Source organism: Marinobacterium litorale DSM 23545 (genome assembly GCF_000428985.1).
GTDB classification, from domain to species: Bacteria; Pseudomonadota; Gammaproteobacteria; order Pseudomonadales; family Balneatricaceae; genus Marinobacterium_D; species Marinobacterium_D litorale.
Window position 1 is genome coordinate 86,517 of the sequence record NZ_AUAZ01000015.1, and the last position, 26,763, is coordinate 113,279.

At 57.0% G+C, this 26,763-nt stretch carries 26 protein-coding genes; 11 read left to right on the forward strand and 15 right to left on the reverse strand.

Features of this window, described 5'->3' with window-relative positions; genetic code table 11:
- Positions 1-79: 79 nt before the first annotated feature.
- The 5 genes from G403_RS0112225 to G403_RS0112260 all read right to left on the reverse strand — a co-directional run bounded on the left by G403_RS0112225 (position 80) and on the right by G403_RS0112260 (position 4,715).
- Positions 80-1,126, reverse strand: a complete 1,047-nt coding sequence (locus G403_RS0112225; protein ID WP_027854249.1) for a lipid A deacylase LpxR family protein — start codon at positions 1,124-1,126, stop codon at positions 80-82.
- 2 nt (positions 1,127-1,128) lie between these two features.
- Positions 1,129-1,461, reverse strand: a complete 333-nt coding sequence (locus tag G403_RS0112230) for a YdbL family probable chaperone protein (protein WP_027854250.1) — start codon at positions 1,459-1,461, stop codon at positions 1,129-1,131.
- Between the two features lie 11 nt (positions 1,462-1,472).
- Entirely contained in the window at positions 1,473-1,670 is a 198-nt protein-coding gene (locus tag G403_RS0112235) for a YnbE family lipoprotein (RefSeq protein WP_036233642.1), read from the reverse strand.
- Between the two features lie 72 nt (positions 1,671-1,742).
- Entirely contained in the window at positions 1,743-4,055 is a 2,313-nt protein-coding gene (locus G403_RS24535) for an intermembrane phospholipid transport YdbH family protein (RefSeq protein ID WP_051298944.1), read from the reverse strand.
- An 18-nt stretch (positions 4,056-4,073) separates the two neighbouring features.
- On the reverse strand, positions 4,074-4,715 hold the full coding sequence (locus G403_RS0112260; RefSeq protein WP_027854254.1) for an O-methyltransferase: 642 nt from the start codon (positions 4,713-4,715) through the stop codon (positions 4,074-4,076).
- A gap of 125 nt (positions 4,716-4,840) precedes the next feature.
- On the opposite strand from G403_RS0112260, the gene G403_RS0112265 reads away from it, so the two are divergent.
- From G403_RS0112265 to G403_RS0112285, 5 genes are all read left to right on the forward strand, one after another.
- Positions 4,841-5,194: a hypothetical protein gene (locus tag G403_RS0112265; protein ID WP_027854255.1), complete on the forward strand. Its 354-nt coding sequence runs from the start codon at positions 4,841-4,843 to the stop codon at positions 5,192-5,194.
- 17 nt (positions 5,195-5,211) lie between these two features.
- Positions 5,212-5,844 carry a gamma-glutamylcyclotransferase gene (locus G403_RS23185; protein WP_084404023.1) on the forward strand — a complete coding sequence of 211 codons (633 nt, stop codon included), beginning with the start codon at positions 5,212-5,214 and terminating at the stop codon, positions 5,842-5,844.
- A gap of 78 nt (positions 5,845-5,922) precedes the next feature.
- Entirely contained in the window at positions 5,923-6,678 is a 756-nt protein-coding gene (locus tag G403_RS23190) for a phosphatase PAP2 family protein (RefSeq protein WP_051298948.1), read from the forward strand.
- Positions 6,644-7,336 carry a response regulator transcription factor gene (locus tag G403_RS0112280; protein ID WP_245578310.1) on the forward strand — a complete coding sequence of 231 codons (693 nt, stop codon included), beginning with the start codon at positions 6,644-6,646 and terminating at the stop codon, positions 7,334-7,336. Before G403_RS23190 ends, G403_RS0112280 begins: the two co-directional genes overlap by 35 nt.
- Positions 7,333-8,574 (forward strand): sensor histidine kinase, encoded by a 1,242-nt coding sequence (locus G403_RS0112285; RefSeq protein WP_027854257.1) that lies wholly within the window; start codon positions 7,333-7,335, stop codon positions 8,572-8,574. The genes G403_RS0112280 and G403_RS0112285 overlap by 4 nt, the downstream gene beginning before the upstream one ends.
- Here the strand turns inward: G403_RS0112285 and G403_RS0112290 are convergent.
- Entirely contained in the window at positions 8,532-10,223 is a 1,692-nt protein-coding gene (locus G403_RS0112290; protein ID WP_051298949.1) for a phosphoethanolamine transferase, read from the reverse strand. The two genes, G403_RS0112285 and G403_RS0112290, sit on opposite strands and share 43 nt — an antisense overlap.
- A 509-nt stretch (positions 10,224-10,732) precedes the next feature.
- Between G403_RS0112290 and ftsA the strand changes: the two genes are divergently transcribed.
- Complete coding sequence (gene ftsA, locus G403_RS23195) at positions 10,733-11,995, forward strand: cell division protein FtsA (protein ID WP_036233648.1); 1,263 nt, start codon at positions 10,733-10,735, stop codon at positions 11,993-11,995.
- Between the two features lie 98 nt (positions 11,996-12,093).
- The gene (gene ftsZ, locus G403_RS0112300) at positions 12,094-13,281 is read left to right on the forward strand and encodes a cell division protein FtsZ (protein ID WP_027854259.1); all 1,188 of its coding nucleotides are present in this window, start codon (positions 12,094-12,096) and stop codon (positions 13,279-13,281) included.
- A gap of 68 nt (positions 13,282-13,349) precedes the next feature.
- On the opposite strand, the gene G403_RS0112305 is transcribed toward ftsZ, so the two are convergent.
- Positions 13,350-14,468 (reverse strand): peptidase C39 family protein, encoded by a 1,119-nt coding sequence (locus G403_RS0112305; protein WP_027854260.1) that lies wholly within the window; start codon positions 14,466-14,468, stop codon positions 13,350-13,352.
- A gap of 180 nt (positions 14,469-14,648) precedes the next feature.
- On the opposite strand from G403_RS0112305, the gene G403_RS0112310 reads away from it, so the two are divergent.
- Positions 14,649-16,130 carry a RimK family protein gene (locus G403_RS0112310; protein ID WP_027854261.1) on the forward strand — a complete coding sequence of 494 codons (1,482 nt, stop codon included), beginning with the start codon at positions 14,649-14,651 and terminating at the stop codon, positions 16,128-16,130.
- On the opposite strand, the gene G403_RS0112315 is transcribed toward G403_RS0112310, so the two are convergent.
- The 4 genes from G403_RS0112315 to G403_RS0112330 form a co-directional block, all read right to left on the reverse strand.
- Positions 16,131-16,982, reverse strand: a complete 852-nt coding sequence (locus G403_RS0112315; protein WP_027854262.1) for an RluA family pseudouridine synthase — start codon at positions 16,980-16,982, stop codon at positions 16,131-16,133.
- Positions 16,979-17,743 (reverse strand): TlyA family RNA methyltransferase, encoded by a 765-nt coding sequence (locus G403_RS0112320; protein ID WP_027854263.1) that lies wholly within the window; start codon positions 17,741-17,743, stop codon positions 16,979-16,981. Before G403_RS0112320 ends, G403_RS0112315 begins: the two co-directional genes overlap by 4 nt.
- Positions 17,744-17,837: 94 nt before the next feature.
- Positions 17,838-19,190, reverse strand: a complete 1,353-nt coding sequence (locus G403_RS0112325; protein ID WP_027854264.1) for an alanine/glycine:cation symporter family protein — start codon at positions 19,188-19,190, stop codon at positions 17,838-17,840.
- Positions 19,191-19,496: 306 nt separating this feature from the next.
- The gene (locus G403_RS0112330) at positions 19,497-20,054 is read right to left on the reverse strand and encodes a HupE/UreJ family protein (RefSeq protein ID WP_027854265.1); all 558 of its coding nucleotides are present in this window, start codon (positions 20,052-20,054) and stop codon (positions 19,497-19,499) included.
- Between the two features lie 278 nt (positions 20,055-20,332).
- On the opposite strand from G403_RS0112330, the gene G403_RS0112335 reads away from it, so the two are divergent.
- The 3 genes from G403_RS0112335 to G403_RS0112345 are packed head-to-tail and all read left to right on the forward strand — an operon-like array spanning position 20,333 to position 24,109.
- Positions 20,333-21,670, forward strand: a complete 1,338-nt coding sequence (locus G403_RS0112335; protein WP_027854266.1) for a PAS domain-containing sensor histidine kinase — start codon at positions 20,333-20,335, stop codon at positions 21,668-21,670.
- A complete protein-coding gene (locus tag G403_RS0112340; protein ID WP_027854267.1) occupies positions 21,663-22,658 on the forward strand; it encodes an NADH-quinone oxidoreductase subunit B family protein in 996 nt (331 codons plus the stop codon). Before G403_RS0112335 ends, G403_RS0112340 begins: the two co-directional genes overlap by 8 nt.
- Entirely contained in the window at positions 22,658-24,109 is a 1,452-nt protein-coding gene (locus G403_RS0112345; protein ID WP_027854268.1) for a nickel-dependent hydrogenase large subunit, read from the forward strand. Before G403_RS0112340 ends, G403_RS0112345 begins: the two co-directional genes overlap by 1 nt.
- An 85-nt stretch (positions 24,110-24,194) precedes the next feature.
- Here the strand turns inward: G403_RS0112345 and G403_RS0112350 are convergent, their stop codons facing one another.
- The 4 genes from G403_RS0112350 to G403_RS0112370 form a co-directional block, all read right to left on the reverse strand.
- Positions 24,195-25,355 (reverse strand): phage integrase Arm DNA-binding domain-containing protein, encoded by a 1,161-nt coding sequence (locus G403_RS0112350; RefSeq protein WP_027854269.1) that lies wholly within the window; start codon positions 25,353-25,355, stop codon positions 24,195-24,197.
- Positions 25,336-25,617 carry an excisionase gene (locus G403_RS23200; protein WP_036233651.1) on the reverse strand — a complete coding sequence of 94 codons (282 nt, stop codon included), beginning with the start codon at positions 25,615-25,617 and terminating at the stop codon, positions 25,336-25,338. The genes G403_RS0112350 and G403_RS23200 overlap by 20 nt, the downstream gene beginning before the upstream one ends.
- Positions 25,618-25,635: 18 nt before the next feature.
- Positions 25,636-25,863 (reverse strand): hypothetical protein, encoded by a 228-nt coding sequence (locus G403_RS25290; RefSeq protein WP_156899692.1) that lies wholly within the window; start codon positions 25,861-25,863, stop codon positions 25,636-25,638.
- A 547-nt stretch (positions 25,864-26,410) separates the two neighbouring features.
- On the reverse strand, positions 26,411-26,698 hold the full coding sequence (locus G403_RS0112370) for a hypothetical protein (RefSeq protein WP_027854271.1): 288 nt from the start codon (positions 26,696-26,698) through the stop codon (positions 26,411-26,413).
- Between the last annotated feature and the right edge of the window lie 65 nt (positions 26,699-26,763).

Here is a 26,763-nt window from a genome sequence, read left to right on the forward strand (position 1 = left end):
TGAAACCTGATAAGGGCTGCCCGAAAGGCAGCCCTTTTTGGTTTTTGGGGCGCAGAGGCGTCCGCTCGTTCAGGTTGATTCAGAACGAATAGGAGAGCGCTACCGAGCCAAACTTATGCGCGCTGTCCTGCTTTTCAAATTGTCGGGTTCGATAATAGCGCGCCAGGGACAGTTTCCATCGATCCCAGGTAGCTGCCACCCCCCAGGCCGCATCGGCCACCCAGGGCCGAGAGTCGACTGAGTGGCTGTCGCGAAAGCTGTTTCCGTCGAGGAAGATATCGTGCATGACCCAGCGTCCGTCCAGAGAGACGAAAGCGTGCACGCCCCACTGATCATAGAAGCGCGGATCGCCGTGGCCCGGTGTGCTGTTATCACCGCCTGGGCGAAGTGCAGAGGTGCCGAAGTCCTGGGGTAGCTGGTAGCCGATTCGGTACTCCATGCCGCCATTGACCCAGGTACCCACGTTACCCAGGCTGGCGCCCAGGTGGCCGATCAGGTCGTGCTGGACATTATCGATCAGCGCGCCGTAGACCAGGCGCTGTTTACGTTCGTACAGGAGCTGAATGCCGGGCTCGTTTTTCAGTTGGTTGTCCCAGCCCTGAAACCGATCAAAACCGCGCAGATCATGGATAAAGTTCTGACTCTCTTCGGCCAGAGACCAGGGCCCGACGACACCCAGATTGACCTCGAATGACTTGAGCTTGTGGCGGGTCTGGGTGTGATAACCGAACCCCATAAATAACCAGCCCGCATAAGGCCGGTCGTTCGGGTCCAGGGTGGTACGGGTGTGATCCTCCGGCGTAAACATCTGCTGTCCAACGGTGACGACCAGGCGTTGTGTAGGACCGTCTTCAAAAGGTTCGGGCTGTGGGTCGAGTACCGTCAGGCGCTTGTTGATTGAACGGATCCAGCGGGGTACGGCGGGGTCATCGATAAAGCTGTCGATGGCCGGCGAGACCCAGGATGCGCGGACACCGTTGGTGTATTGCTGGTCTGAGTCAGTAAAAAGATCGTTCTCAAAATACAGGTTTAACGTCCAGGCTTTATCCACCTCAGTGGCCGCCTGTGTCGTCAAAGGTGCCAGAGCCAAGCCGGCGAACAGATAATGCAGCTGTCTTGTTTTCACAGTTATTTTCGCACCCAGCGGCCATCAGGGGTACGAACAAACTCGCCATTGGGGGCGCGTTCAAGCAGCCGCTCGCCCATACGCAGTTCCATGATCTGGGGCTTTACGCCTGCCTGCTCTGCCTTCTCGATATACAGCGAGCGCCGCTGTTCGTTGATTGAATCGACCAGCGAACGGACTTCGGCGCTGGGGCTATCAACGACGACGCCCAGATAACCATTGCTCTGTTCGCCAATCAGCCCCTGCTGTTTGGCATCATCCAGCGAGAGAGCCCAGAGCGGCGTGCTGGTGGCCAGTAGCAGGGCGATCCCGAGTGCTTTTAGAGTGGATGTCATGGTGCTGTTCCTTAAAATAGCTCGCTGTTCTCTTCCAGCAGGGTGTCGATCTGTTTGTCGACCCGTACCAGGACCTCATGCTCAACCTTCACGTTGAGGTTGATCGTGATCGGCTCTGAGGGAGCCGCCAGTTGCACGGTTGGTGTACAGGCGCCCAGCCAGAGCGTGGCCATGGATAGGCCCAGTATTGGCAGTAGATGTTTGCGCATTGTCGGTATACCTCCTCGGAATACGTGCGGGCAGAATAACAATCCTCGCCTTAACCGGGTCTGACCGGCGGTTCAGCGATTAAAACGTTGTTGAAGGGATTCGCCAATCCTGTCCGAGAGCTGCAGGGACCTGAACAGTTGCACCAGATTCTCTTCGATATTGACCGTCAGGTCGATAGGCCGCCCCTGCTGCCAGTCTGGATTCTGACCCTGAAGCCGGCTTTTCAGTTCCAGCGAGCCATCCGGGGCGTAGTTCACATCCAGGTCCAGTTGTTTGATCTGTAGATTACTCAGGGCGGACACCGCAAGATTCAAGCCCGGGTTGGCGCGGGCGGAGGCTTGAATCGAGGAATCGGGCTCATAGCGCAACCAACCGGGTGAGATGCTGGTCACCTGTCCTTTGCGGATCCTGATTTGGGTGCCGTCCACCGCCAACGGCAGAGAGCCACGTAGCGGGGTATCGCCGGCCAGCCCCGGCTGTTGATAAAGCGCTAGAATCTCACTGAGCTCGATACGCTCGAAGTCGATACGGGTCTCAAATTTGGGCGCCAATGGGTCAAAGCGGAGAGAAGGCATTCGCATCTCACCCCCAAGCAGTCGCACCGCGAAGGGAGATAGTTGTAGTTCCATCTCACCGCGGTTGCTGTGACTGAGCTGGAAATCGAAAGCCAGATCATGAAGGTCTACTCCCGTGCGGATGAGTTCATCCTCCAGCTGGCCCTCCAGCGTCAGAGCGCCATCAGGATCCATGCGCGCTTCACCGCTGAGATTGAGCTGATCGGTTTCCAGGAAGCTGTCCCAGCTCAATGCGGCGTTGCGGATATCAAAGCGGGCTTCGGCACGGGTACGGTCAACGCTGGGGCCGGTCAGGATTCCCTGGAGGTGTGCCTGGCCGTGAGTTAATTGAAGCTCCAGGGGCCAGCCGGGCAGCCACTGCGCGAGCAATGGACGCAGCGAGGTGAGCTCGATGGGTTCGAAACGCCAGTCTGCACGAATAGACGCGGGCTCCAGGCGCCAGTCTGCGCTAAAGTCCAAGGCATATTGCTTCGCACGCAACGTGCCGTGACCGGTGTGTATGGTGGGGGTCCAGTGACCGGAAGCCGTGAACTCGGCGGTGGGGAGTGCTCGTCCCTGGAAAACAGCGCTGATACCGGTGGGGGCCAGTTGGTAGCTGAACCGGTCCAGCTCGGCGGAGGGGGTTAGGGTGAGCTGTAAAGGCGTTAGCTCAACCCTGTCCAGCGGGGGGGCAGAGAGCCGGCGCGAACTCAGAGTTACCTGCAGCGGGCTGATCTCAAGCAGCGGGCCGGTAACCAGGGCGCTTGCTGAGAACGCTTCCCGCAACCGGATAGTCGATTCCTCAGCTGTCAGTGGGTTGGCCTCTACTTTGTTTGCCCTGAACGTGCTGGAGGGCTGTAGTGTCAGCTCTGCACGCCCCCCTTCCAGACTGAAATCGGCCATCAGATCGAGGGATAAATCTCCAATCTTGAAATCCCGGTGAGTGAAGTCGGTCAGCCCGGCCTCAAGATGTGAGGCGCTGCGCAGGTTGAGCTGGGCGGCCAGGGGCAGAGGCTCCAGTGGCAGCAGGGCGGGCCAGTCAGCGGTTAATGCAACAGTGAGCTGACCGGTTCGCAAGGCAGGCGGAATATCTGACAAAACAGGTCGAAGCCAGCGCTGCAACGGTGCTAACGACAGTTGAAGCTCCAGGTTGCTGCCCCAGCGATCGGTGTTGGTGTTGAGCTGGCCGCTGGTTTTGAGCAGGGACCGGTTTTCGTGCAGCAGGGCGAGATCGAGCCACTGATCCCGGTTGAACTGGAGGTCAAGCCAGGCCGGTTCCGTAGGGTACAGGTTGTCATCGATATCGATCCGCATGCGGCTCAGCAGCAGCTCGGGTGTCAGGTCCAGGTTGCCCTGGACCCGAATCGGCGGCAGTTCCCGGTCACCGTAGTTCAGAGTTATCTGGCCCACCACAAGCCTCTGGGAGGGGGCATACTGGAAGATCAGTGCCGGTGGCAGCGCATTCAGGTCAACCTGATCCGACAGGTCCAATGGCGCGTCAACCGGTTCCAGTGAGGTCACATTCAGCGTAAGCCGGGGGATCCTGATCTCGCTGACACGACGCTTAAGCAGCAGCTCCAGAGGATCGTAATCGATCTGGATGGACCCGCTATCGAGTTCGATCCGGTAATCGTCGCTGCGCTGCTGCAAAGCGAGGCTGGGTACGCTCAGGCGTGTCCAGCCGGGATGATTGAACTGGATGTTTACCGACTGGAAGCCCTGCTCGCGCAGCCAGCTTTCTATCACCAGCTGGGCGACCATGGGGAGCGCCAGATAGCCGGCAAGCAATAGTACCGGGGCAGGCAGGAGTAACCAGTATCGTTTACGCATGCCGCCCCCTTACTGTGATCAGTCTTTAACGCGGACCACGTTGAGCCCATCTCTCAGGGTCAGGAATACGTTTTCTACCCCGGGGTCTTCCGCAATCCGGCGGTTGGTTTCCACCAGTACGTCATCGATTTCCGACTCTGGCTGAAGCACCTTGCCGGACCAGAGAACGTTATCCAGTACGATCAGTCCGCCCGGTCGGGTCATCTCCCGGACGCGCAGATAGTAGTTCAGGTAGTTACGTTTGTCGGCGTCGACGAAGGTGAAATCCAGCGGCCCCTCGAGCGTATCCAGTGTCTCCATGGCGCGACCGAAGATTACATCGATCTTGTGGCCATGTTCACTGCGCTCAAAAAAGGTCTTCGCAAAATCGATGGCGCGAGGATTGGTTTCACAGCAGGTCAACTTGCCGTCATCCGGCATACCTTCGGCAATGGAAAGCGCAGAGTAGCCAGTGAACATGCCGATCTCCAGCGCACGTTTGGGGCGCGTGAGAGCGGAAAGCATCTTCAGCGTCCGTCCGACCAGTCGGCCTGATAGCTTCTGGGGCCAGCCCATATTGACGTTGGTTTGATCGATCAGCTCCTGCAGCAGTGGCGGTTCCGCTGAGGTGTTAAGAAAGGCGTAATCTTCGACCGCCTCGTCGATTAGATATTCGGGCATGTATGTTCAGTGGGTTGTTGACGAATGAACTGCCATTTTATCAGTTTTGCCCGTTTGCTGCGTTGCTGGAGAATGCCATCCTGCCCCCGAGTGGTTACAATGGCGCCACTATCAGGAGGAGCGTTATGGTTGATCCACTTTACATCTTTCTTTTCGCCGGGATTGTGTCCATGTCAGCCGCACTCAGCGCGGGGGCATTGAATAAGCTGGCGCCCGAGGATAAACCGGCTTTTATGCAGTCCAGTAACGGTCAGATCATGGTGGTTATGGCCGGCAACCTGGGAGCTATTACTTTGCTCGGCGCGATGGCATTCGGTTTTCTCAAGTTGCAGTGGTGGATACCGCTCTCCAGCATGTTTATCACCTTTCCGGTGATTCATCTGGTGTTTTTCCAGCGAATTTTGGGAGATCTGCGTAACCTGGCGCTGATGTTCCCGCTGGTCCTGGTGGCCGCTGTTTCTCTCTATTATTACTGGTGATGTCCGGGGAGATTGAAATGATTTCCGTGGTGGGTTTCGGATCCCTGTTATCCGAACGTTCAGCGCGCGAAACGGTGCCAGGTCTGGTTAACCATCGTTTGGTGCGAGTCCCGGGATTTAAGCGTATTTTTAACAAGGTTGGCATCGTTTTTATTTCTGACCACGGCCAGTCGTCCGAGAGTCACGAAGTATCTTCCTGCTCAACTGAACCTTGCCATCAGACGGAAATCATCGCGGCGCAGTTTGAATGTCCGGTGGAGGAGTTTCAGCACCTCTACGAACGTGAACATCGCTACCGCTGGATCGAAGTGGAGCCTGTGGGACTCGATGGTACAGCACAGCCCAAAGCGCGCATGTGTACCAGCAGTACCGATCTGGATTATCGACTCAACAAGTGCGTGACCGAGGATGAGTACCACCATCGGGTTGGCCGTCACTACCGTGGCATGATCTGGCGTGATGATATCCTGCCGTTTCCACGCTACCTCAAGTTCTGTCTGGTCTCTGCGGCCGCTCATGGCGACGAGGTTTTGGATAATTTCCTCGATTCCAGCTATCTGGCCGATGGCACCACCCGTATTAGAACCTATCTACTGGAGCAGCGCCCGGACCTGATTCCGTCTTCGCTGAGGCAAAAACTGCTCGGATAAGCGTTCACTCAGCACTCACACAGTCTTGGATAGAGTGACAGGCTCAGCATCCATCCCTCCCAGTGAGTCGATCGCTTCATGCCAAGAGCTCTTTCTAAACGCGTTTCTCCTGCACCGATCTACCTGCCCTTAATCGTTGCTATCGGTGCACAGTTACTTATCAGTGCTTTAAATCTGGATCGCCTCTTAGCTGACACGTTGTTTTCGCTGGAGGGCAAGCAATGGTTGCTGCGTGATCACTGGCTGTTTTCCGAGGTTTTGCACACCGGTGGTCGCCGGATCAGTGAGGCATTTCTGGGATTGATATGTCTCGCCTGGTTGAGCAGCGCTTATATCAAAGGCCTGCGCCCGTGGAGAAGAGCTTTAGGCTATCTGGTTTTCGCGCCGTTAACGGCGACCTTGCTGGTTTCTTCGCTCAAGCAGTTAACGGGTGTCGAGTGTCCCTGGAATCTGTCGGTTTACGGTGGCGATCAACCTTATATTCCCCTCTTGCAGGCGCTGTTTCAGTACGGCGACGGTGCATGTTTTCCGGCCGGGCATGCCAGTGCCGGTTATGCCTGGGTGGCTCTGTATTTCGCCGCCCTCGAGCTGAAGCCCGTATGGAAGTGGCGCTGTCTGGGCGGTGCATTGTTACTTGGTGTTCTCTTTGGGGTAACGCAGCAATTGCGTGGCGCTCACTTTTTATCGCATGATCTCTGGAGTCTTATCATTTGCTGGTACGCTTCGGCGCTGTTAGCGCGGGTTATGTTGTGCCGGCGCATTGAAACCGGTGAGCAGCGCAGTGCCAATGGATTCCAGCTTGTCAAACAGACTGAAAGTACTGGTGGCCGATGACGACCCGCAAATCCTTGAAGGACTGGTCGATTATCTGGAATGGCGTGACATTATTGTAGATTGCGCGCGGACCGGAGAGCAGGCGCTTAATCTGTGCCGTGATAATCGGTACGACGTGTTGGTGCTTGATGTCATGATGCCACGGCTGGATGGACGAGCCCTGTGTGAACAACTGCGCCGTGACGGTACCGCGACACCGATACTTTTCCTGACAGCGCTGGATACGCTGGAAGATAAGGTTCTGGGGTTTGAGGCGGGAGCCGATGATTACCTGGTTAAACCCTTCGCCATGGCAGAGCTGTTTTATCGGATCCAGGCGCTCAGTAAGCGTGTGTCGCGTCAGCAGTTGCGTCGGTTGGCCGTCGGCGAACTTGAACTGGATCTCGATACCCAGCAGGCAGTGCGTGCGGGCCAACGGCTCAATCTGACCCCTCAGGCTTTTCAGCTCCTGCATTACCTGGCCGCCCAGTCTCCCCGGCTGATCTCCCGGGCGGAGCTGGAGGATGTGCTCTGGGGCGATGAGCCGCCGGAAAGTGATGCACTTCGCTCTCTGATTTATCAGTTACGGCAAAAACTGGACAAACCCTTCCCTCAGCCAATGTTGAATACGCGACGGGGGCAGGGTATCTGTCTGCATAATCCGGGAGATGACCGTTGAAGCGTAGCTTTACCAGCCGTCTGATCAGTACCGTGGGTATCTCCACGCTGGTGATAACCAGTCTTTATTGGTTGATCGGTTGGCACTATGTCGAGGAGCTCGAGAGCGGGCACCAGGAACGGGTGCTGGACTATATGGCTGAACGTTTCGACATGGTGGCGGCGGGGGAGCTGCCCGCGGAATCACTTCAGTTCATGGATATAGCCACGCTTTATAGCCGTGCGGATAAACTGCCCGAATCACTGCGCCGGTACGCCGATCCGGTTGTTTTGGGGGTCTATGAGCCTGAGCCAAAGCAGCTATTGATGATCCGTGCGTCGCCGCGAACCGGCGAGCCCTACTTCGTTCATATTGAGCACTTGGATCAGGTTTTGGTGTCGGAAGAGTCCGGCGCTTTCGAAGCGGCATTGGTTGTCGGCGGGATTCTGCTGTTTACGCTGGGCGCGATGGGATTAACGCTCACATTGGTGTGGTTTCAGACGCGCCCGGTCCGGGAGCTGACGCAGGCTGTTGCGGCGGTGGATCCCGCCAATCCGGGGATTGAGCCCCTGCCGCGTGATGACGATCTGGGCCGGATGTCGCGCCAAATCTCGGATCTACTGAGCCGTATCGCCGGGTTTATCGACCGGGAGCGCAATTTCACCCGCTTTGCCAGCCATGAGCTGCGATCACCGCTGATGGCGATGCGCAGCGCCGTTGACCTGTTACGCGAGTCGGGCGCTAATGATCCAAGACAGCAGCGTGCTTTGGGTCGCATCGATATGGCCGTAGAGCGCATGTCCAGACTGGTGGAGGCGTTTCTCTGGCTCAGCCGTGAGCCTGGAAATGACCCGAAAAGAGTTGTTGATAGTGCCACGCTTGATGAAGTGGTCCACCAGATCATCAGTTTGCATCCGGAGTTGGAGGCGCGGTTGGAGGTCAGGATCGGTACACCGATCCGCTGGCGTATCGACCCCTTTGTACTCTCGGTGATACTCGATAATTTGCTGCGTAATGCCCTGGACCACGGTGAGGGTGTGGTTGAACTGGATGCTGAAGTACAAGAGCTCCGGCTGGATAACCGGGTTGCGCAGAGATCGCTGAACACCAGTCACTTCGGGTATGGCTTGCAGATTGTTAAGCAGATGTGTGAGAGCGCCGGTTGTGAGTATCAAGCCGGGGAGGAGGCCGGGCACTATCGCACCCGGCTTGTTTTTCAGCCTGCGGGATCGGTAGCGGCAGACTGCAAAGCCAGCTGACTGTCGCCCTCCCGGCAGGGCGCGAAGAGATCAAGCTCGGGGCGGTAGACCTGAGTCGCTACGTTCATCAGTCCCAGAATCGAGTGGGGCAGGTTATCCTGGCTCAGCGGGGTATTGACCTGTTCGTTCAGACAGCTCTGCTCAATGCCACGGCTGCGCCTGAAATCCCGGGATGACCAGAAAATCATCGGGACGTGCTTTTGCGCCTCCGGTGCCAACAGCCAGGGCATGCCATGCAGGAAAACGTTGTTTTCGCCCAATGATTCACCGTGATCGGACAGATAGAGCATGGCGGTGTTGTAACTTTCGTCCTTCTGCTTCAGGTAGTTGATAACCTGCGCCAGAAAGGCATCCGTGTAGAGAATCGTATTGTCGTAGGCGTTAATGATCTCTTCGCTGGCGCAGTTCTGGAGTTCGCTGCTTGAGCAGACCGGTGTGAAATGCTTGAACGATTGAGGCACTCGCTTGTAGTACGCCGGTCCGTGGCTGCCTTTTTGATGCAGGACAATCAGTTTAGGGCCCTGGCTGCGGGCGAGGAACTGATCAAGACCATTAAGCATGCCCGCGTCGAAACATTCCTGACCCAGACAGTCCCCGGGCGTGGCAAACTGAGCCGTCTCCTCGGACGGGATTCTTGCGCAGATTCCCTTGCAACCCGAGTTGTTTTCCCGCCAGAGTAGGCTCACGTGAGCGGTTTTAAGGATATCCAGCACATTACTCTGATAACGGGCTGCCGAGTCATCAAACTGCGCGCGCCCCATCAATGAAAACATACAGGGCAGAGAAACAGCGGTGCTGGTTCCGCAGGATTCCACCTGGCGAAAACTGAGCACCTGCTCGTGTGCGAGCGCTGGATTGGTTTCCCGGGTATATCCGTTCAGGGAAAAATGATCGGCTCGCGCCGTTTCGCCAACCACCACAATCATCAGGTCCTGCTTCATCTGCTTGTCGGTGTGCAGCAGAGGAGACTCAATCCGGTGGGCATCGTCACCCAGCCTCTCAAACGGCCGATCTGAAGGCTCATAGGCGCCGGCCAGATAACGGGTTCCGTAGTAGAGATAGTTGGACGGTACGGCGAGATTGCGGATTTCGCGATGGTTACGGAACAGTGAGGAGTACTCCTTATACAGTAAGCCGGCATTCAGTCCGATGATGGCGAGGCATGCGAAGACATTGGCAATTTGCTGCAGGGCCAGCCGGCCTTTTGAGACCGTTTTGATTGGCAGTACTGCGAAAACCGCTGCAGGGAGAAGGCCGGTCAGCAGCAGCTGGAGAATCAGTCCGGAGCTGATCAGCTCACCCGCTTCCGCCATGTCGGTCTGAAATAGGTTTTGAACCATGCTCTTGTCGACGACGATGCCGTAACTCTGCATGAAGTAGCTGATAGCACTGGAGCCGATAATCAGACTCAGCGCCACTGGCTTGATCAGCGTACGCCAGCTAAGGCTCCCGAGAAAAAGCTGCAAAACGGCAAACAGAAAGCTGAAAAAGGCGATTGCAAACCCCCAGCGTTTGAAGTCGCTTGGGTAGGGTTGTTCAAGAATCAGTTGCCAGAGCGGGCCGTTGTAAACAAGCACAAGCAGTGCAGTCAGCAGAGCCGAGTAGGCAAGCGGCGAAACAGCGGGCAACGAACGAGTAGCTTTGATCACCGGAGATAACTCTTGGTTGTATTGAAAAGAGACACAGTCTACGGCGTGCTCTGTGAGGTGAACGTGAAAGGCGAAAAATGGGAAAGAAATCGAGCGTATAAAATCAAAATTGAATTTTGAAATATCCGGGAATCATCAAAATTAAAAAATGATAATTTGACTAATCATCAGAATTAAATATTGATTATTAGCTTTTTATTCAAAATTAAATTTTGATATTTTGTTTAGAAAATGACATGAAAGTTTTTTGACTGCTTAATTAGAGAGCGGCAAAAGTTTTCACCTTCGGGGAATCTAGTTTTTTGAAATACAACGTTTTTACCCTTTAGAACGGCAAATAGCTGCCGATAACATCCCTTATGTGGCTGTTGATTTTTTAATCAGTGCTGCGCAATACTTGCTCCTAACGACCTGTCGAGAACTGTTTTATCTGGCTGGCCCATAAATTGCTAGATATTCAGAAGAACTTAATTCTCAGGGTCATTTCTGATTCCCGGACACGGATGACAATGACGATCGCAAACAACATGATAGTCGCACTTGATATCGGTACATCGAAAGTGGTGTGTCTGGTCGGTGAGATCACGCCGGGTGGCGATATCGAAATCGTTGGTTTCAGCTCTCAGCCTTCGCAGGGGCTCAAGCGCGGTGTAGTCGTTAATATCGAGTCCACTGTGGCGGCTATACAGCGGGCGGTGGAAGAGGCCGAGTTGATGGCCGGCTGCAAGATCCATTCGGTGACCGTTGGCATCGCCGGCAGTCATATCGGTAGCATGAACTCCCATGGCATCGTGGCTGTGCGTGATCGCGAAGTAAACGACTACGACCTTGAGCGGGTGATTGATGCGGCCCGTGCCGTGGCGATTCCGGCCGATCAGAAGATTCTCCATATCCTGCCCCAGGAGTACCTGATTGATAATCAGGAAGGTATTCGCGAACCGCTTGGCATGTCCGGGGTCCGCCTGGAGGCCAAGGTCCACCTGGTTACCGGATCGATCAACTCGATTCAGAATATCGAGAAATGCATTCGCCGCTGCGGACTGGAAGTGGACGCGGTGGTACTTGAACAGCTTGCCTCCAGCGAAGCGGTGCTGACCGATGACGAGAAGGACTTGGGGGTGTGCATGGTGGATATCGGTGGTGGAACCACTGATATTGCTATTTATACCCACGGTGCGATTCGACACACCGCCGTGATTCCTATTGCCGGTGATCAGGTTACCAACGATATCGCCATGGCGTTGCGCACCCCCAGCGTTAATGCCGAGCAGCTCAAGATCAAGTACGCCTGCGCGCTGGCTCAGCTGACCCAGGCTGATGAGGTGATCAAGGTGCCCAGTGTCGGCGACCGCCCGGCGCGGGATCTGTCCCGTCAGGCATTGGCTGAAGTGGTTGAGCCGCGTTACGAGGAGTTGTTCAACCTGGTGCAGGCTGAGCTGCGCCGCTCCGGCTTCGAGGATCTGGTGGCGGGCGGCATTGTACTGACAGGCGGCACTTCCAAAATGGAGGGCGCCGTGGAGCTCGCCGAGGAAATATTCCATATGCCGGTCAGGCTCTCGCGGCCCCGCGGTGTGCGCGGCATGGAAGAGCTGCTGAGTAACCCGATCTATGCCACCGCAATTGGTCTGCTGCACTACGCCCGTGAGGCTGAAGGTGCCGTGGAGAGTGACCCGCTGGCGGCCCGCACGCCCGAGGAGCTGGATGCCGGGCGTGGCATGGAGTTTCCGGCACTGTTCGGCCGGATGAAGGCCTGGTTACAGGGCAACTTTTAAAAGAATGATTTTTAACGCCCGTTTTGGGCGTGACCCAAGAAAAATGCAGAAAGACCCGGCATAGATCGGGCAGTGAAAAACCTGGAAGGAGAAGAGCAATGTTTGAGCTGGTTGATAGCGTACCGCAGAGTGCAGTTATCAAGGTTGTTGGTGTTGGCGGTGGCGGCGGCAATGCCGTGGACCACATGGTGAGCTCGGAAGTGGAAGGGGTGGAGTTCATCTGCGCCAACACCGACGCTCAGGCACTGAGCAAACTTGCTGCCCGTACGGTACTTCATATTGGTGGTGAACTGACCAAGGGTCTGGGAGCCGGGGCTAATCCGGAAGTGGGGCGCTCGGCGGCGCTGGAAGATCGTGATCGCATCGCCGAGGCACTTTCCGGTGCCGATATGGTGTTTATCACCGCGGGTATGGGCGGTGGTACCGGTACCGGAGCCGCGCCTATCGTGGCCGAAGTGGCCCGTGAAATGGGCATCCTGACCGTTGCTGTGGTGACGCGCCCGTTCCCGTTTGAAGGTCGCAAGCGCATGAAAGTGGCCGATCAGGGAATTCGTGAGCTGCAGGAAAGCGTTGACTCACTGATCATCATTCCCAATGAAAAACTGCTGCCGGTACTGGGTAAGAACTGCAGCCTGCTGCAGGCATTCGGTACCGCCAATGACGTGCTCAAGGGCGCGGTGCAGGGCATTGCTGATCTGATTATCCGTCCGGGGATGATCAACGTGGACTTTGCCGACGTGCGCACGGTCATGTCCGAGATGGGTATGGCGATGATGGGTACAGGTTCTGCGCGGGGCGAGGAGCGTGCACGCGAGGCCACCGAAGCGGCGATTAACAGCCCGCTGTTGGAAGATGTGGATCTCAAGGGAGCCAGTGGCATCCTGGTCAACATCACGGCCGGTATGGATCTGGGGCTGGGCGAGTTCTCCGAGATCGGTGATCTGGTTGAAGAGTACGCGTCTGAAAACGCCACCATCGTTGTCGGTACCGTTATCGACCCGGATATGAGCGAAGAGCTGAAAGTGACTGTTGTGGCGACCGGTCTGGCCAAGGCGCGTACCGAAGAGGTGCGTGTGGCCAATGGCGGCACGACTACCAAGGCGCGTGCAACTCAGGGCTCAACTACCGATTTTTCGCAGATGGAGCTGCCCACTGTGATGCGTAACCGCCAGAGCGATGAGCGTACGGCGAAACCCGAAGTGGAACCTGCGGAGGTGAAGCGCACCGGTACCGATGATATGGATTTTCTGGATATCCCCGCGTTCCTGCGTCGTCAGGCGGACTGAAAAGACACTCTACCTAACTGAAACGGTTTGAAAAACCGTCCAGGTTTCCCGCCTGATTTCTGCATTTTTCAGGCGGGTTTTTTCTTCCTGTTGGACAGCAGCAGTGTCGCCTGCAGGCGGCTGCGTCCAAATCGAGCCATTGCTCTATACTCTTCGTGGGTTAGCGGGACATCAATGTAATCGGTCTCGCTATGCCAGGGCTCGCGTTCGAAGTCCGGGTCGCTGATGTAGATATAGCGCTCGTCGGCACCGGTAATCATAACCCAGTGCGGTGCTCGGTTGCGGTTCAGCCGCCAGGTACTGATCAGCGTAATGCCCACCGCGCCATCGGCCAACGCCGCCAGCAATTCGACGGGGGGCAGTTCGCGCTCATTGAGCGCCACGTCGGTTTCCTCCAGCTCAGCCAGATAATCCGCGTGTACCAGCTCAATGACTGTTTTTTTCTCCGGGTCACGCACGCTGTCGATAAAGGGTGTGCCTGAAGGTGTAACAAATAGACTTACGTCCACACCCCGTCGCCAGGCGCTCAGTGCCAGCCCATGAGGTGAGCAGCCCCCGTGTCCTGACGTCATATATACCGTGGTAGCTTCACGCCAGATTCTTAACTCCTCTGTGCGACTCATTTCTCGCTCGGGATCGAGACGGCCCAGCGCCATCAGCAGGCAGGCGGGCCCGCAGGTAAATGGCGTGGTCTGCTCATAGTAACGGGTCTTTGGCGTGGGCCCCGTGGCCTGGCGGCGGATTGTCTTCTCCATGCGCCAGGCATCGCTACCATCTTCGTAATATGCACTGATTCGACCAAAACGATGAAATCCGGAACGCTCATAGAGCCTGACCGCAGCAGTGTTATTAACACTGACTTCAAGACGCATAAATGCGCATTCACGGGCTCGTGCGCTGCGTTCCGCTGAGTCCAGCAGCGCACCGGACACTCCCTTTCCACGCCACTGGGGACGGATGGCGATGGAGTAGAGCCTGGCCAGGTTGGTGCCCGATCGATAAAGCACCAGCGCATAGCCGGCGAGTTCAGCCCCGCTATCGGCTACCAGCAGCTCGGCATGCTCCGAACGTAACATATGGCTGAGGCTGCGCCGCGACAGTCGGTCGCCGGAAAAACAGCTTTGTTCCAGGTCGCAGAGTGCGTTCAGGTCTTCCCGTTGTGCGGCGCGTATCAAGAGTGTGTTCATGGCATCTTCGGCGGTGGCTTCTCTGCGGATGCTACACCGGTGTCGCTGGAAAAAGCTATGCTGATTTACAGCGGTAAACAGAGAAAAAATATGTTGTAGAAGGGATAGGAGCGCTGGCGTATCAGGCGCATACTGGCGCCGAAAATTGCAGCGGCCGGTACTGTTCAGGAGAGACGACGCATGGCTGGTTTTTACGTGGTGGTAGATGATCTGGAAGACTGGGCGCCCTATTTTCCCAGTCGGGATGTAATCTCGTTCGAGCAGTATATGGCGCTGCCCGAGGATGCGGGAAAAGGCCGTACCCGGGTCATTAACTGCTGCCGTAACTCCCGGGCGCTGGGGCGGGGATATTACTGTTCGCTGTTGGCCGAGGCCCGGGGTCATAACGTGATTCCCTCGGTGCAGGTGATGAATGATCTGCGACGCAAATCGCTCTGGTCGCTGGAGCTGGAGGGGGTCGAAGCGGCGCTGGATAAGCTCGCCCTCGCCGAAGGGGATGTGCGGGAACAGATAGACGTAAAGATTTTCTTCGGTGAAAGTGATGTGCCTCAACTTGGGGCGCTGGCCCGACAGCTGTTTGATCGCTTCCCGATTCCGCTGCTGGAGGTACGCCTGAAGCGGGAGCGAGGCTGGCATATCCAACGGATTCGCCAGGGTGCTTTGCGGGACTTGAAGGGGGAGGAGCAGGATATCTTCGCCCAGGCTTTGGATCGCTTCAGCAACCGTATATGGCGAAAACCCCGGGCCCGTAAACAGTACCGTTACGATATGGCGATGCTGGTCAATCCCAAAGAAAAGCTGCCGCCCAGTGATCGTACCGCCATTGCCCGTTTTGTCCGGGCCGGTAAACGGCTGGGGATCAATGTGCAGTTGATCGGTAAACAGGATTACCAGCGCCTGGCCGAATACGACGCCCTGTTTATTCGCGAGACCACGTCGATCGATCACCACACCTATCGCTTTGCGCGCAAGGCGGAGGCAGAGGGGCTGGTGGTGATGGATGATCCGACCTCGATTCTGCGCTGTACCAACAAGGTGTATCTGGCGGATCTTTTGCGTACCCATCGTGTACCCACACCCAAAACACAGATCCTGAGTGACAGCAGTGCTCAAACTCTGGAGAGCGTGATTGCTGAACTGGGATTGCCGGTGGTGCTGAAAATACCCGATGGTTCCTTCTCGCGTGGCGTGATCAAGGTTGAAACGGCAGAGGCGTTGCCCCAGGCACTCAAACAGTTGCGTCAGAACTCGTCACTGGTGTTGGCGCAGGAGTTTATGTACACCGACTACGATTGGCGTATCGGGGTCCTCAACAACAAGCCGCTTTATGCATGCCGCTATTTTATGGTGCAGGACCACTGGCAGATCTACCGTCATGAGGGCGGTAACGAGCCTGACTCCGGTGGCTTCGATACGCCGGCGACCTGGGAGGTGCCGCGCAAGGTACTGGATGTGGCACTGAAGGCAGCCCGATTGATCGGGGATGGTTTTTACGGGGTGGACATCAAGCAGTCCGGCGATCGGGTTGTAGTGATTGAGGTTAACGACAACCCAAGCATCGACTCGGATGTGGAGGATCTGCAACTTGGTGGAGCGCTCTACCACGAGATCATGGCGGAGTTTCTGCGCCGGATGGAGCTGAAGCGGCAGATGCCGGCCTGATCAGGCCGGCTGTCTGTAGGCGCAGTGCTCGACGAGAAACGTATCGGAGAGTTCAAACTTCACCGGGCGGCGCTGGAGCGGGCATTCGAAAGCCAGCTGGGTGGCATAAAGCTGTAAACCTTCCCGGTTCTTGTTGCCTTCACCATAGCGTGGGTCGCCGATAACCGGGTGCCCCACACCGGCCAGGTGACGTCGAATCTGGTGTGTGCGTCCGGTATCGATCTCAATATCGGCCAAACTCTGGTTCAGATCAGCATTATAAGCCAGACGTTGATAGCGAGTATGGGCGGCCTTTCCGTCCAGACGGGCATCAATCTGCCCCCGGTCGGGAAGTTCGCCCAGTATCCAGGCACGGTAGTGTTTCTCGATCTTGTGTTCGCGGAACAGGGCCGATAGCTGTGACGCCAGGTTGGCTTTATGGGCAACGATCATCAGCCCGGCTGTTTCCCGGTCCAGTCGATGAACCGGAAACGCCGCGCGGCGCGGTTCCAGCATCTGTTCGGCCAGACGCAGCAGCGACAGGTGATCGCCGAAATCGTTACCCTGGGAGAGTAGTCCGGCCGGTTTGAACCAGATCGAGTAGCCTTTGGCATCATGCAGACACAAGGGCGTGGGGGCTGTGCGGCTTAGCAGGTCGTCATCATAGTGCAGCTCTATCCGATCACCCCGTTTCAACACTTCGGTGGCTTTACGCAGTCGCTTGCGACCACGGCTCCGTTTGAGCCAGACCGCGCCCTTGGCCATGGCATCTTTGATGCGCTGGCGTGACAGTTCGGATGACTTGGCGAGAAAGTCCGTGGCCTTGGTACCTGCCTGCTCCGATTCGATGGTGGTGATGATCTCGATCTTCATTGTGACGCCCCGCTATCACGCTTGCGCGCGACCAAAACGAATTCCCTGTTTCCATCTCCGCCCAGTACAGGACTCTCGCGGAAATCAATCGGCTCGAACCCCAGGTCACTGAGCTGATGCTCAATCCGCTGCCGGACTTTTGGATAAAGCGAGCTGTCGCGCACGATGCCGCCTTTTCCCACGTGACTGGGGCCGACTTCAAATTGCGGCTTAACCAGGGTAATCAGCAGACCGTTGGTGCGCAGCAGTGGGGCCAGTGAGTCCAGAATCAGAGTCTGGGAGATAAAGGACACATCCATAACGGCCAGGTCAAAGCCGGTACCGCCGGTGTAATCGAGTAGTTCGGGTTTGAGCTCGCGGGCGTTGTAGCCTTCCAGGCAGATAACACGCGAATCTTCCCTTAATCGGGGAGCCAACTGTTCATGACCCACTTCGATACCAACAACTTGCTGAATACCGTGTTGAAGCAGGCAGTCGGTAAAACCACCGGTGGATTGACCCACATCGATGGCAATCTTGCTCTCCAGCGGCAGAGCGAACGCTTCCAGGGCGGGAATTAACTTGAGCGCACCGCGGGACACATAACGATCCTCATCGCGGGATTCCACCTGAATCTGAGCGTCAGCAGGTAGTTTTAGACCGGGTTTGGTGGTGACCTGACCGTCTTCCAGCTGCACCCGGCCCTCCTTGATCAGGCGTTGGGCGCGAGCTCGGCTGTCGGTGAGGCCTCGTTCGACGAGTAATAGGTCCAGGCGCTGCATGGCAAACCCCATTGATGAAAAGGGCGCTAGTATAGCCTGAGTGTCGGGAAGAGAAGAGAGGGAGGTCGCGTGTGGCGACCTCCCCGGGGCAGGGTTACTGTTGCTTTTCGAAGTATTCGCGGGTGAGCTTGAATACCACGGGGCTCAAAAGTGCCAGGGCGACCAGGTTGGGAATCGCCATCATCGCATTCAGGGTGTCGGCCACTAGCCAGACAAAATCCAGGCTCAGTGTTGCGCCGGCCGGAATCGCCAGGATCCAGAGAATGCGATAGGGAACAATCGCCTTCACACCGAACAGAAACTCTACGCAACGCTCGCCGTAGAAAGACCAGCCGATGATGGTGGTAAACGCGAAGATCGCCAGGGCGATGGCAACCAGGTAGTTACCAAACGCGGGCAGCGCGTCGGCGAACGCGGCACTGGTCAGAGAAGCACCCTCTGCACCGCTGGTCCAGGTGCCGGAGGTAACGATAACCAGACCGGTGATGGAGCAGACGATAAGCGTATCGATAAAGGTGCCGAGCATGGCTACCAGGCCTTGGCGCACTGGATTGTGGGTTTGCGCCGCCGCGTGTGCGATCGGTGCAGAGCCCAGGCCGGCCTCGTTGGAGAATACGCCGCGAGCCACACCAAAGCGGATAGCGGCCCAGACTGCAGCGCCGGCGAAGCCACCCTCTGCCGCAGCCGGTGAGAAAGCATGGGTCAGGATCAGATCGATGGCGTGGGGAATTTCCGCGGCATTGATCGCCAGAACCACCAGCCCGGCCAGGATGTAGGAGATCGCCATGAATGGGACCAGTGCGCCGGCCACGCTGCCGATACGCTTGATGCCGCCCAGCAGGACCGCACCGACCAGTACCATAATGATCAGCCCGCTAACCCAGTCAGGGATGCCGAAGTTGGTATTCAGTACATCGGCTACCGAGTTGGACTGAACGGTGTTGCCGATACCGAAACCGGCACAGGCGCCAAAAATAGCGAAAGCGACGCCCATCCAGGCCCACTTTTTACCCAGGCCGTTACGGATGTAATACATCGGTCCACCCACGTGGTTGCCGCGCTCATCCGTTTCACGGTATTTGACGGCCAGTACGGCTTCCGAGTATTTCGTGGCCATACCGATCAACGCCGTGATCCACATCCAGAACAGCGCGCCCGGGCCACCGAGGAAAATCGCAGTGGCGACACCGGCGATGTTACCCGTCCCGACCGTGGCGGACAGTGCCGTCATCAGCGCCTGGAACGGGGGGATCTCCCCCTGGCTTTCATCGTCGGCTGACGCTTTGCGTCCGCTCCAGAGCAGTTTGAAGCCCGTGCCGATTTTCAGAATCGGCATAAGCTTGAGCCCCAGCGACAGGAAGAAGCCCACGCCGAGAATGAGGATCAGCATCAGTGGGCCCCACACAACCCCATTGATGCTGGATATTAAAGACTCTAATGCAGCCATTGTTCGGTCTCCGCAGTTACTGAAGTGATCATGTCGAACACTTCTTTTGATCATGGTTATTATTGTTGCTGGCTGAAAATTAGCCAGTGTTTGCTGTTGAACGATCGCAATGCTAAAGAATTTAAAACTATATTGTCTAGGTTTTAGTAGGGATGTTTGCTGAAATAAATTGATAATGCGGGGCCAGGGAGTGGATTTGGGTAAGCGTTAGGATATTTTTCTGTTTTAAAGGGTAATGGGCATAAAAAACCGGGCGTAGAGCCCGGTCCGGTCTGCCGCGCTTTTACTGCGCGGAAAAAAGAATGTTCAGGCGAACATCAGCACGCCGCTGGCGGCGATCGCGGCACCTGCGCTGCGAATCAGCATGGGCAGCTTGGCCAGCGCTCGCGTTACCAACGCCCCACTCAGGTGCAGAGCCGCGCTGGTTGCGATAAATCCGACCCCGAAGCTAAGCAGAGAACCGCTGGCCTCGGCTCCGTGGGCGAAGCCATGAAAGACGGCGAAGATAGCACCGAAACCCAGAACGGCTGCGGCAGGCAAACGGGAGCCGGCAAAGATGACGGTACCTAACACGACCACCGAGAGTGCGATGCCGGTTTCGACCATGGGCAACGCTAAGCCTGCCACTGCGGCGCCAAAGCCCGCGAGCAGGGCAAACACGAAGACGGTGGGCAGGGCGAGCTGCATCTTGCCCTGCTGCATAGCTGCCCAGATGCCGATGGCGAACATGGCCAGCAGGTGATCCAGCCCGGTCAGCGGGTGCAGAAAACCGGCTGCCAGGCCTGTTTCTCCACCGGTGTGCGCCAGCGCGACGCCCGGGGCCAGGGCCAAAAGGGTGGTCAAAGCGATCGTGTATGCTTTCATTGGTCTGTCCTACTCTGGTTAATCCGTTAAACATCTCGGCTTTTTAGTTTAAAGGCAAAGCAAAGTAGGTGCCATTTTGCCGTTTTTCTCTGGTTCCCTGTAAAGCACCCGCGGTGCAGTGGGCATGATCTTCGCCTACTGACAGGGGGAGATCCCCTGGGCCGGGTTACCCGATCACAGGGTTTTCGATTTGGCTGTTAGCTGGAAAGTTGTTACTGACTTGGCGAAGGCTGACGGGGAGGTTAGGCTTCCGTTACATATTACCGGGACTGCAGCCGATGGCAGCACAGAATCTACATACCGACAGTCGGGAACACAGCGCCACTGACGAGGCCTGGGTCAGTGTCATCCGTAAGATGGATGAGGCCTATGCGGACCTGGTGCGTTATCAGGTCCAAGTCGAAGAGCAGAACGATGCTCTGGCCGAAGCGCACAGCTTTTTCGACAGTGTTCAGGCGGCGATGAGCGATGTGTTGATCGCCTGCGATCATGAAGGGCGGATTCAGCAGGTTAATCGCGCTTTTGAGGAGCTCACCGGGCGCGCGCTGTCATCGCTGGTCGGACAGCCCATGGAAAGTTTGTGCAGTGGCGAAAGTCGGGAGCGCCTGGTTGACTGTTTACAAAGGATACGAACCGAGGATGTCAGGGATGAGCAGATCGACATTGAAGGCGCCGATGGTCCGGTACCGCTGGCACTGAACTGCTCGCCCCGGTTTAACCATCGTGGCCGTTTGGTTGGCATTGTAGTCGCGGGTCGTCCCCTGGGAGAGCTGCAGCGTGCCTTTAATGAGCTCAACCAGGCGCACGCGGAGTTGAAGCTCGCCCAGGAGCGGCTGATTCAGGCTGAAAAGATGGCATCGCTGGGCCGTTTGGTGGCTGGCGTGGCCCACGAGCTGAACAATCCGATCAGCTTTGTGTACGGCAATATGCATGCACTGCAGCGCTATACGCGCAGGTTGGTTGAGTATTTCGATCTGGTCCAGTCCGGTGCCAGTCGGGAGGAGTTGCGTCGTTTACGTGAATCGCTGCGGCTGGACCGGGTTATTTCCGATCTGGATTCGCTGGTGGAAGGTACGATGGAGGGGGCCGACCGGGTTCGGGAGATCGTCAATGACCTGCGCCAGTTCTCGTCCACGCAGAGCAGTGAAAAGGTGCCGTTCGATCTGATCCATGTTGTCCGCTCTGCCCTTCACTGGATTATCAAGGAGAGCCGGGTCGTGATCGACGTACAGGAAGTGCTGCCGGAGCGGCTGGAAGCAGAGGGACACTCCGGTCAGATCCATCAGGTGGTGGTTAACCTCATTCAGAATGCGGCGGATGCAGTGATGGATCAACCTCAACCGAGGCTGGCGTTGAGTGCCGGTGAAACAGCGGAGATGGTGTGGCTGGAGGTGGTGGATAACGGTCCGGGCGTCGCCGCGGAAAACCTGCCCCATCTGTTTGATCCATTTTTCACCACCAAACCAACCGGCCAGGGCACCGGGTTGGGGCTTTCGATCAGCTACGGTATCGTCAATGAGCACGGGGGCACCTTGACGATCGATAATCATCCGGATGGCGGTGCCCGCGCACGTCTTACGCTACCAGTGAACAGGGAGTCCAAGATCGATGGCTAATATGCTCTGGCTACAATCCGGTGGCTGCGGGGGCTGCTCCATGTCGTTGTTGGGGGCGGAAAGCCCCGAACTGATGACAACATTGGAAAGCGCCGGCATTGATCTGCTCTGGCACCCTTCGCTCAGCGAGCAGACCGGTACCGAGGTCCGTGAGTTGCTGCAGCGGATCGTTGATGGTGAGCTGAGCCTGGATCTGCTCTGTATCGAGGGATCTCTGATGCGCGGCCCCAATGGAACCGGCCGTTTTCACCTGTTTGGTGGTACGGGGATTCCGATGATCCACTGGGTGGAACAACTGGCCGCCCGGGCTCGCTATACGCTGGCAATCGGTTCCTGTGCGGCGTTTGGCGGTATTACCACGGCGGGTGATAATCACACGGATGCGACGGGACTGCAGTTTGAGGGTGAGCTCAGCGGGGGGCTCCTTGGCAGCGACTACCGCTCCAAGGGCAAATTGCCGGTCGTGAACGTGGCGGGTTGTCCGGTACACCCCAACTGGGTTACGGAGACTCTGATCGAGCTTGCATTGGGTGAGGGGGATGAGGAGCATCTGGATGCGCTGGCTCGGCCCCGTCTCTATGCCGATCAGCTGGTACACCATGGCTGCACCCGCAACGAATACTACGAATACAAGGCGAGTGCCGAGCGCCCGGGCCAGCAGGGGTGCATGATGGAGCATCTGGGTTGTCTCGGCACGCAGGCCCACGGGGACTGTAATACCCGACCCTGGAATGGCGAGGGCTCCTGCACCCGCGGTGGTTATGCCTGCATCAACTGTACGGCGCCGGAGTTCGAGGAGCCGAGCCACGCCTTTATGGAGACGCCGAAGATTGCCGGCATTCCTGTTGGATTACCCACCGATATGCCCAAGGCCTGGTTTGTGGCGCTGGCCTCGCTCTCCAAGGCCGCTACACCGGAGCGCCTGCGCGAGAACGCGCATTCAGAGCAGCTGATCTATCCGCCCAGAGTCCACAAGAGAACGAGTTAATGAGTCGAATACTGGTGGGGCCCTTCAATCGCGTTGAGGGTGACCTGGATATTGCCCTGGATGTGGCGGCCGGCTCGGTTACGGCTGCACGGGTTAACTCGACCCTGTATCGCGGATTTGAGCAGATTCTGGTCGGTAAGCCGGCGTTGGATGCGCTGGTCTATACCCCACGGATCTGTGGAATCTGTTCGGTGAGCCAGTCGGTGGCCTGTGCACAGGCTCTGGCTGACGTGATGGGCATCACGCCAACCCGCAATGGAGAGCTGTGCCGAAACCTGATTTTGGCCAATGAATCGCTGACGGACCTGCTGACCCACTTTTATCTTTTCTTTATGCCGGACTTTGCCCGTGAGACCTACGCCCGAGAGCCGTGGTTTGATGAGGTGGAGGCACGATTCAAGGCGGTGAAAGGTGACGCGGCGAGGGAGGTGCTTCCGGCCCGGGCCGAGTTTCTGCATTTGATGGGGTTGTTGGCCGGTAAATGGCCGCATAGCCTGAGTATCCAGCCCGGTGGCAGTACCCGACCGGTACAGCGTCAGGAGCGACTGCGTCTGTTGGCGATCCTGAGCAGCTTTCGCCGTTTTCTGGAACGGCGTGTGTTTGGCGATGACCTTGAGCGTGTGGCCGCGCTTCGCACACCGGAGCAATTGGCACAGTGGCAGGCTGAGAAACCCTGGCAGCATGATGATCTGCGTACGTTTCTGCATCTTTCGCAATCTCTGGGCCTGGATCAGCTTGGTCGCGCAACCGACCGATTTATGAGCGTCGGAAACTTTTCACTGGAGGGGGAGCTTGCTGTTCCCCGGGGTATCTGGACAGCGCAGGGCGGGGTTTCGACTCTGGATACCGGCTTGATCAGCGAAGATGTCAGTCACGCCTGGATGCGTGATGCGCAGGCGCTGCATCCACGCCGGGGCGAAACTGAGCCGGTGGCGGAAAAGGCGGATGCCTATAGTTGGTGTAAAGCCCCTCGGCTGGATGGGCAGGTGGTCGAAACCGGGGCCCTGGCGCGCGCCTTGGTGTCGGGTGATGGGCTGTTAACGGCGCTGGTATCTGAGCAGGGCGGGACAGTGCATACCCGTATGCTGGCCCGCCTGATGGAGCTCGCTCGTACCCTGCCCAGGCTGCAGCAGTGGGCACAGCAGATCGAACCGGGTGAGCCGTTCTGCAACCACGGTGAGGCCCCGTCAGACGGCGAGGGCGTTGGAATGATCGAGGCGGCGCGGGGCAGCCTCGGACACTGGATCGAGGTTAAAAAAGGCCGTATGAGCCGCTACCAGATTATCGCGCCGACCACGTGGAATTTCTCCCCGCGTGATGCGGAAGGTCAGCCTGGCGCGCTGGAGCTGGCGCTGGAGGGTGCGCCGATCCGGGACGGAGAAACCGACCCGGTGGCGGTGCAGCATATTGTGCGCAGTTTCGACCCCTGCATGGTCTGTACGGTGCACTGATCGTAAGTCGTTGATTTTACAGGGTGTAAAATCGTTCCCCAAAATTCCCCCAAAATTCCCCCAAAACCCCCTCCGGGTAAACGGGTCAGTTTGAGGCGGTCAGCGGCACCACAATCCAGTCATGACCGCGCACGTCTGCGTAGGTCTCTGTCATGCTCTGATGTTTGTGACCGAGGAGCTTTTGGGTGTCGACACCGAGCGTTTTATACTCACGCTCAGCGAGGGAGCGCAGTTCGTGGAATGGGGGCGGGTCGTAGTCTCCCCAGGTGTGTGCTGGGCGTACCGCTCTGATGGCTTCGGCAAACCCGTTGCTGAGAGTTTTGACGCGGATCTTTGAGCCAGGCTTGGCCATGCCAGCAGAGCGGCAGTGGTGGAACAGGTAGGGACTGACAACGCCGTCACGGCACATTGAGATAACGTCGCGCACTGTCAGGCCGATAGATGGCAACCCGAGATCCAGCGGCACCAGAACCTTGGTCCCGGTCTTTGTCTGCACGAACCCCAGGTATTCAACGCCGTCGATTTTCTGCACGTCTTTGAACCGAGCCTTGCCCACATCATCCAACCGCTGACCGGTTAGCAGGGCGAGCAGATAGGATCGCCAGAGGTAGGGCTGTTGGTGCTCTTTCGCCCACGCCAGCGCCTCCAGAAATACCGGCATCATCAACCGGGCCCGCTTGACCTTGTTGCGCGGGGCTTTGGCTACGTCTGCCGGATTGGGCTTGTCGGCTGGGAAATGCCCGGCACCGATAGCCTCCGCAAACAGATCAATCAGAACTGTGCGGATGCTGTTCGCCGTCCGGGTCTTGTTCTGTTTAACGTACTCTTTCATCAACGCGCTGATTGAGCGTGTATCCAGGTCGACCAGCTTGCGCTTGCCGAAGCGCTTTTTGACCGGGGTTAGCATGTACCGGCGATGATCTGCGGTCGACTGCTTGATCTGACCCCCAGCTACGTACTCCGCCTGTAGTGCGTGATAGCTATCGATCCATGCGCCGACGCTGATATCGATCGAATCCTCCCGGGCTAGAATCTTGCGCGTTTCTGCCTCGATGATGGCTTGGCCGATCACTGCGTTTAACTGCCGGGCCCTGGCCTCAGCCTTAACCAAGTCACCCCCGATGCCGTGAAACCTGCCGGTGCGGATATCCTTATACTGACACGACAGTTTCCCGGTTCGCTTGTCCCGTTTCACGTACAGATTCGGAACGCTCGTGAATCGCTGTTTACGCGGCGCTGCGGCCATCGCTCAATATCTCCAATACTCGCGGATCCAGATCGCTGGTATCTGCGTCATGATCAATCATAGCTTCAGCACGGCGCAGCAGGTTAGCTGTCGTGTTGTCAGGCGGACAATACGTGGCATCTTCCCTGACAAGCCACTCGCGCCCCACCTTGCGGGCCGCTGGCTGGAACAGACCCTTGCTGGCCCACTTGCGCAATGTCACGGGCGAGTGCGGCTTGGCGTAACGCCGCTCATCCCACTCTTGTAGAGTTAGCCACTGCATAGCAGTTCCTCCTCATCTTCACTTACCGCCCGGGAAATACTCGGGCAATTCATCGATACTGGCCGCGACAAACCGGTCGCGCTCCGGGTTATAAACAACGAAACCGCCCCATGACTGTGCTCGAGCAATAAACTGCTCAGGCGTTACATCAGCCAATCCGCCCATGCAGCTACAGGTGCCGCCGTCTACAGGAGCCAGGTGCGGCGAACCGCAGTTTTTACATGTTGTTGGTCGTAATTCAGTCATGCCGTTTCTCCCGTAAGTGCTGCATTTTTCGCATCGGCCAGTTTACCGTGAGAGCTATAGTCTCCACCCTCTCGCGGTTCGCCAGGTGCGTACAGCAGGTATTCAATTACCCCTTGTGCCATTCTGTATTTAATGACGGTATGGCCATGATCAGACCGCCATACGGTATTTCGGATACGTTCCCATTTCATTGTGCGGCCTCTATCTGGTGCCCCTTAATTGGGGTGTTAAAGGGCTTTCTGGCACCGCTGGCACCGGTCGAAATTTCCCGCCCCAAGAGGTGGGCGTTTATCGTCCACGTATCCTTGATGGCCACATAGCGCTGTCAATTCACGGATACGACCACCATCGCCGATTATTGCGGCAGTCCCGGTAGTGTCTCGGTAGTAGTGCGCCTTTCCAGACTTGAAAGGAATCAAAGCCCAGCCTTTAGTGAAGTTTTTAATTGGGCCATCGGAGAGTATGTTTACTTTCATGGTTTCGCCCTTTAACAATCATTTCAATCGAGAGCTAAAAAGCTCCGCTTTCTCGCCCCGTTAAACGGGGGTTAGGCGTATAGCGGTTTCAGCTTCGGGTGCGCTTCCAAAAATGCAGCAGTTTCTCCCCGCTTCCAACTCATCCCGAGAATTTCCTGAATTTCATTAAACGCCTTGTTTTCAGCTACCCCGCCATGCTCTCTATTGTCGAGTGCGAGATAGTATTTCGTCACGGCCTTTTCGATGGCATATATCTTTCTGTTCAGCTCATCACCATTTGGCGCAACAGATTGCCAATGGCCACTTCTATCAACGGCATCGCCAGAACAAGCCGGGCATTTTTCAACAATTGTCGTCATCTCTGAATCCTCTAAATTCGCATAACAACTCGCTGGTGTTCGCTCCCGCTAATGCGGGGTGTTTG

Coding starts and splice junctions, on each gene's coding strand:
- G403_RS0112230 (WP_027854250.1), bottom strand. CDS start 1,461: ATGACATCCACTCTAAAAGCACTCGGGATCGCCCTGCTACTGGCCACC.
- G403_RS0112235 (WP_036233642.1), bottom strand. CDS start 1,670: ATGCGCAAACATCTACTGCCAATACTGGGCCTATCCATGGCCACGCTC.
- G403_RS24535 (WP_051298944.1), bottom strand. CDS start 4,055: ATGCGTAAACGATACTGGTTACTCCTGCCTGCCCCGGTACTATTGCTT.
- G403_RS0112260 (WP_027854254.1), bottom strand. CDS start 4,715: ATGCCCGAATATCTAATCGACGAGGCGGTCGAAGATTACGCCTTTCTT.
- G403_RS0112265 (WP_027854255.1), top strand. CDS start 4,841: ATGGTTGATCCACTTTACATCTTTCTTTTCGCCGGGATTGTGTCCATG.
- G403_RS23185 (WP_084404023.1), top strand. CDS start 5,212: ATGATTTCCGTGGTGGGTTTCGGATCCCTGTTATCCGAACGTTCAGCG.
- G403_RS23190 (WP_051298948.1), top strand. CDS start 5,923: ATGCCAAGAGCTCTTTCTAAACGCGTTTCTCCTGCACCGATCTACCTG.
- ftsA (WP_036233648.1), top strand. CDS start 10,733: ATGACGATCGCAAACAACATGATAGTCGCACTTGATATCGGTACATCG.
- ftsZ (WP_027854259.1), top strand. CDS start 12,094: ATGTTTGAGCTGGTTGATAGCGTACCGCAGAGTGCAGTTATCAAGGTT.
- G403_RS0112305 (WP_027854260.1), bottom strand. CDS start 14,468: ATGAACACACTCTTGATACGCGCCGCACAACGGGAAGACCTGAACGCA.
- G403_RS0112310 (WP_027854261.1), top strand. CDS start 14,649: ATGGCTGGTTTTTACGTGGTGGTAGATGATCTGGAAGACTGGGCGCCC.
- G403_RS0112315 (WP_027854262.1), bottom strand. CDS start 16,982: ATGAAGATCGAGATCATCACCACCATCGAATCGGAGCAGGCAGGTACC.
- G403_RS0112320 (WP_027854263.1), bottom strand. CDS start 17,743: ATGCAGCGCCTGGACCTATTACTCGTCGAACGAGGCCTCACCGACAGC.
- G403_RS0112325 (WP_027854264.1), bottom strand. CDS start 19,190: ATGGCTGCATTAGAGTCTTTAATATCCAGCATCAATGGGGTTGTGTGG.
- G403_RS0112330 (WP_027854265.1), bottom strand. CDS start 20,054: ATGAAAGCATACACGATCGCTTTGACCACCCTTTTGGCCCTGGCCCCG.
- G403_RS0112335 (WP_027854266.1), top strand. CDS start 20,333: ATGGCAGCACAGAATCTACATACCGACAGTCGGGAACACAGCGCCACT.
- G403_RS0112340 (WP_027854267.1), top strand. CDS start 21,663: ATGGCTAATATGCTCTGGCTACAATCCGGTGGCTGCGGGGGCTGCTCC.
- G403_RS0112345 (WP_027854268.1), top strand. CDS start 22,658: ATGAGTCGAATACTGGTGGGGCCCTTCAATCGCGTTGAGGGTGACCTG.
- G403_RS0112350 (WP_027854269.1), bottom strand. CDS start 25,355: ATGGCCGCAGCGCCGCGTAAACAGCGATTCACGAGCGTTCCGAATCTG.
- G403_RS23200 (WP_036233651.1), bottom strand. CDS start 25,617: ATGCAGTGGCTAACTCTACAAGAGTGGGATGAGCGGCGTTACGCCAAG.
- G403_RS25290 (WP_156899692.1), bottom strand. CDS start 25,863: ATGACTGAATTACGACCAACAACATGTAAAAACTGCGGTTCGCCGCAC.
- G403_RS0112370 (WP_027854271.1), bottom strand. CDS start 26,698: ATGACGACAATTGTTGAAAAATGCCCGGCTTGTTCTGGCGATGCCGTT.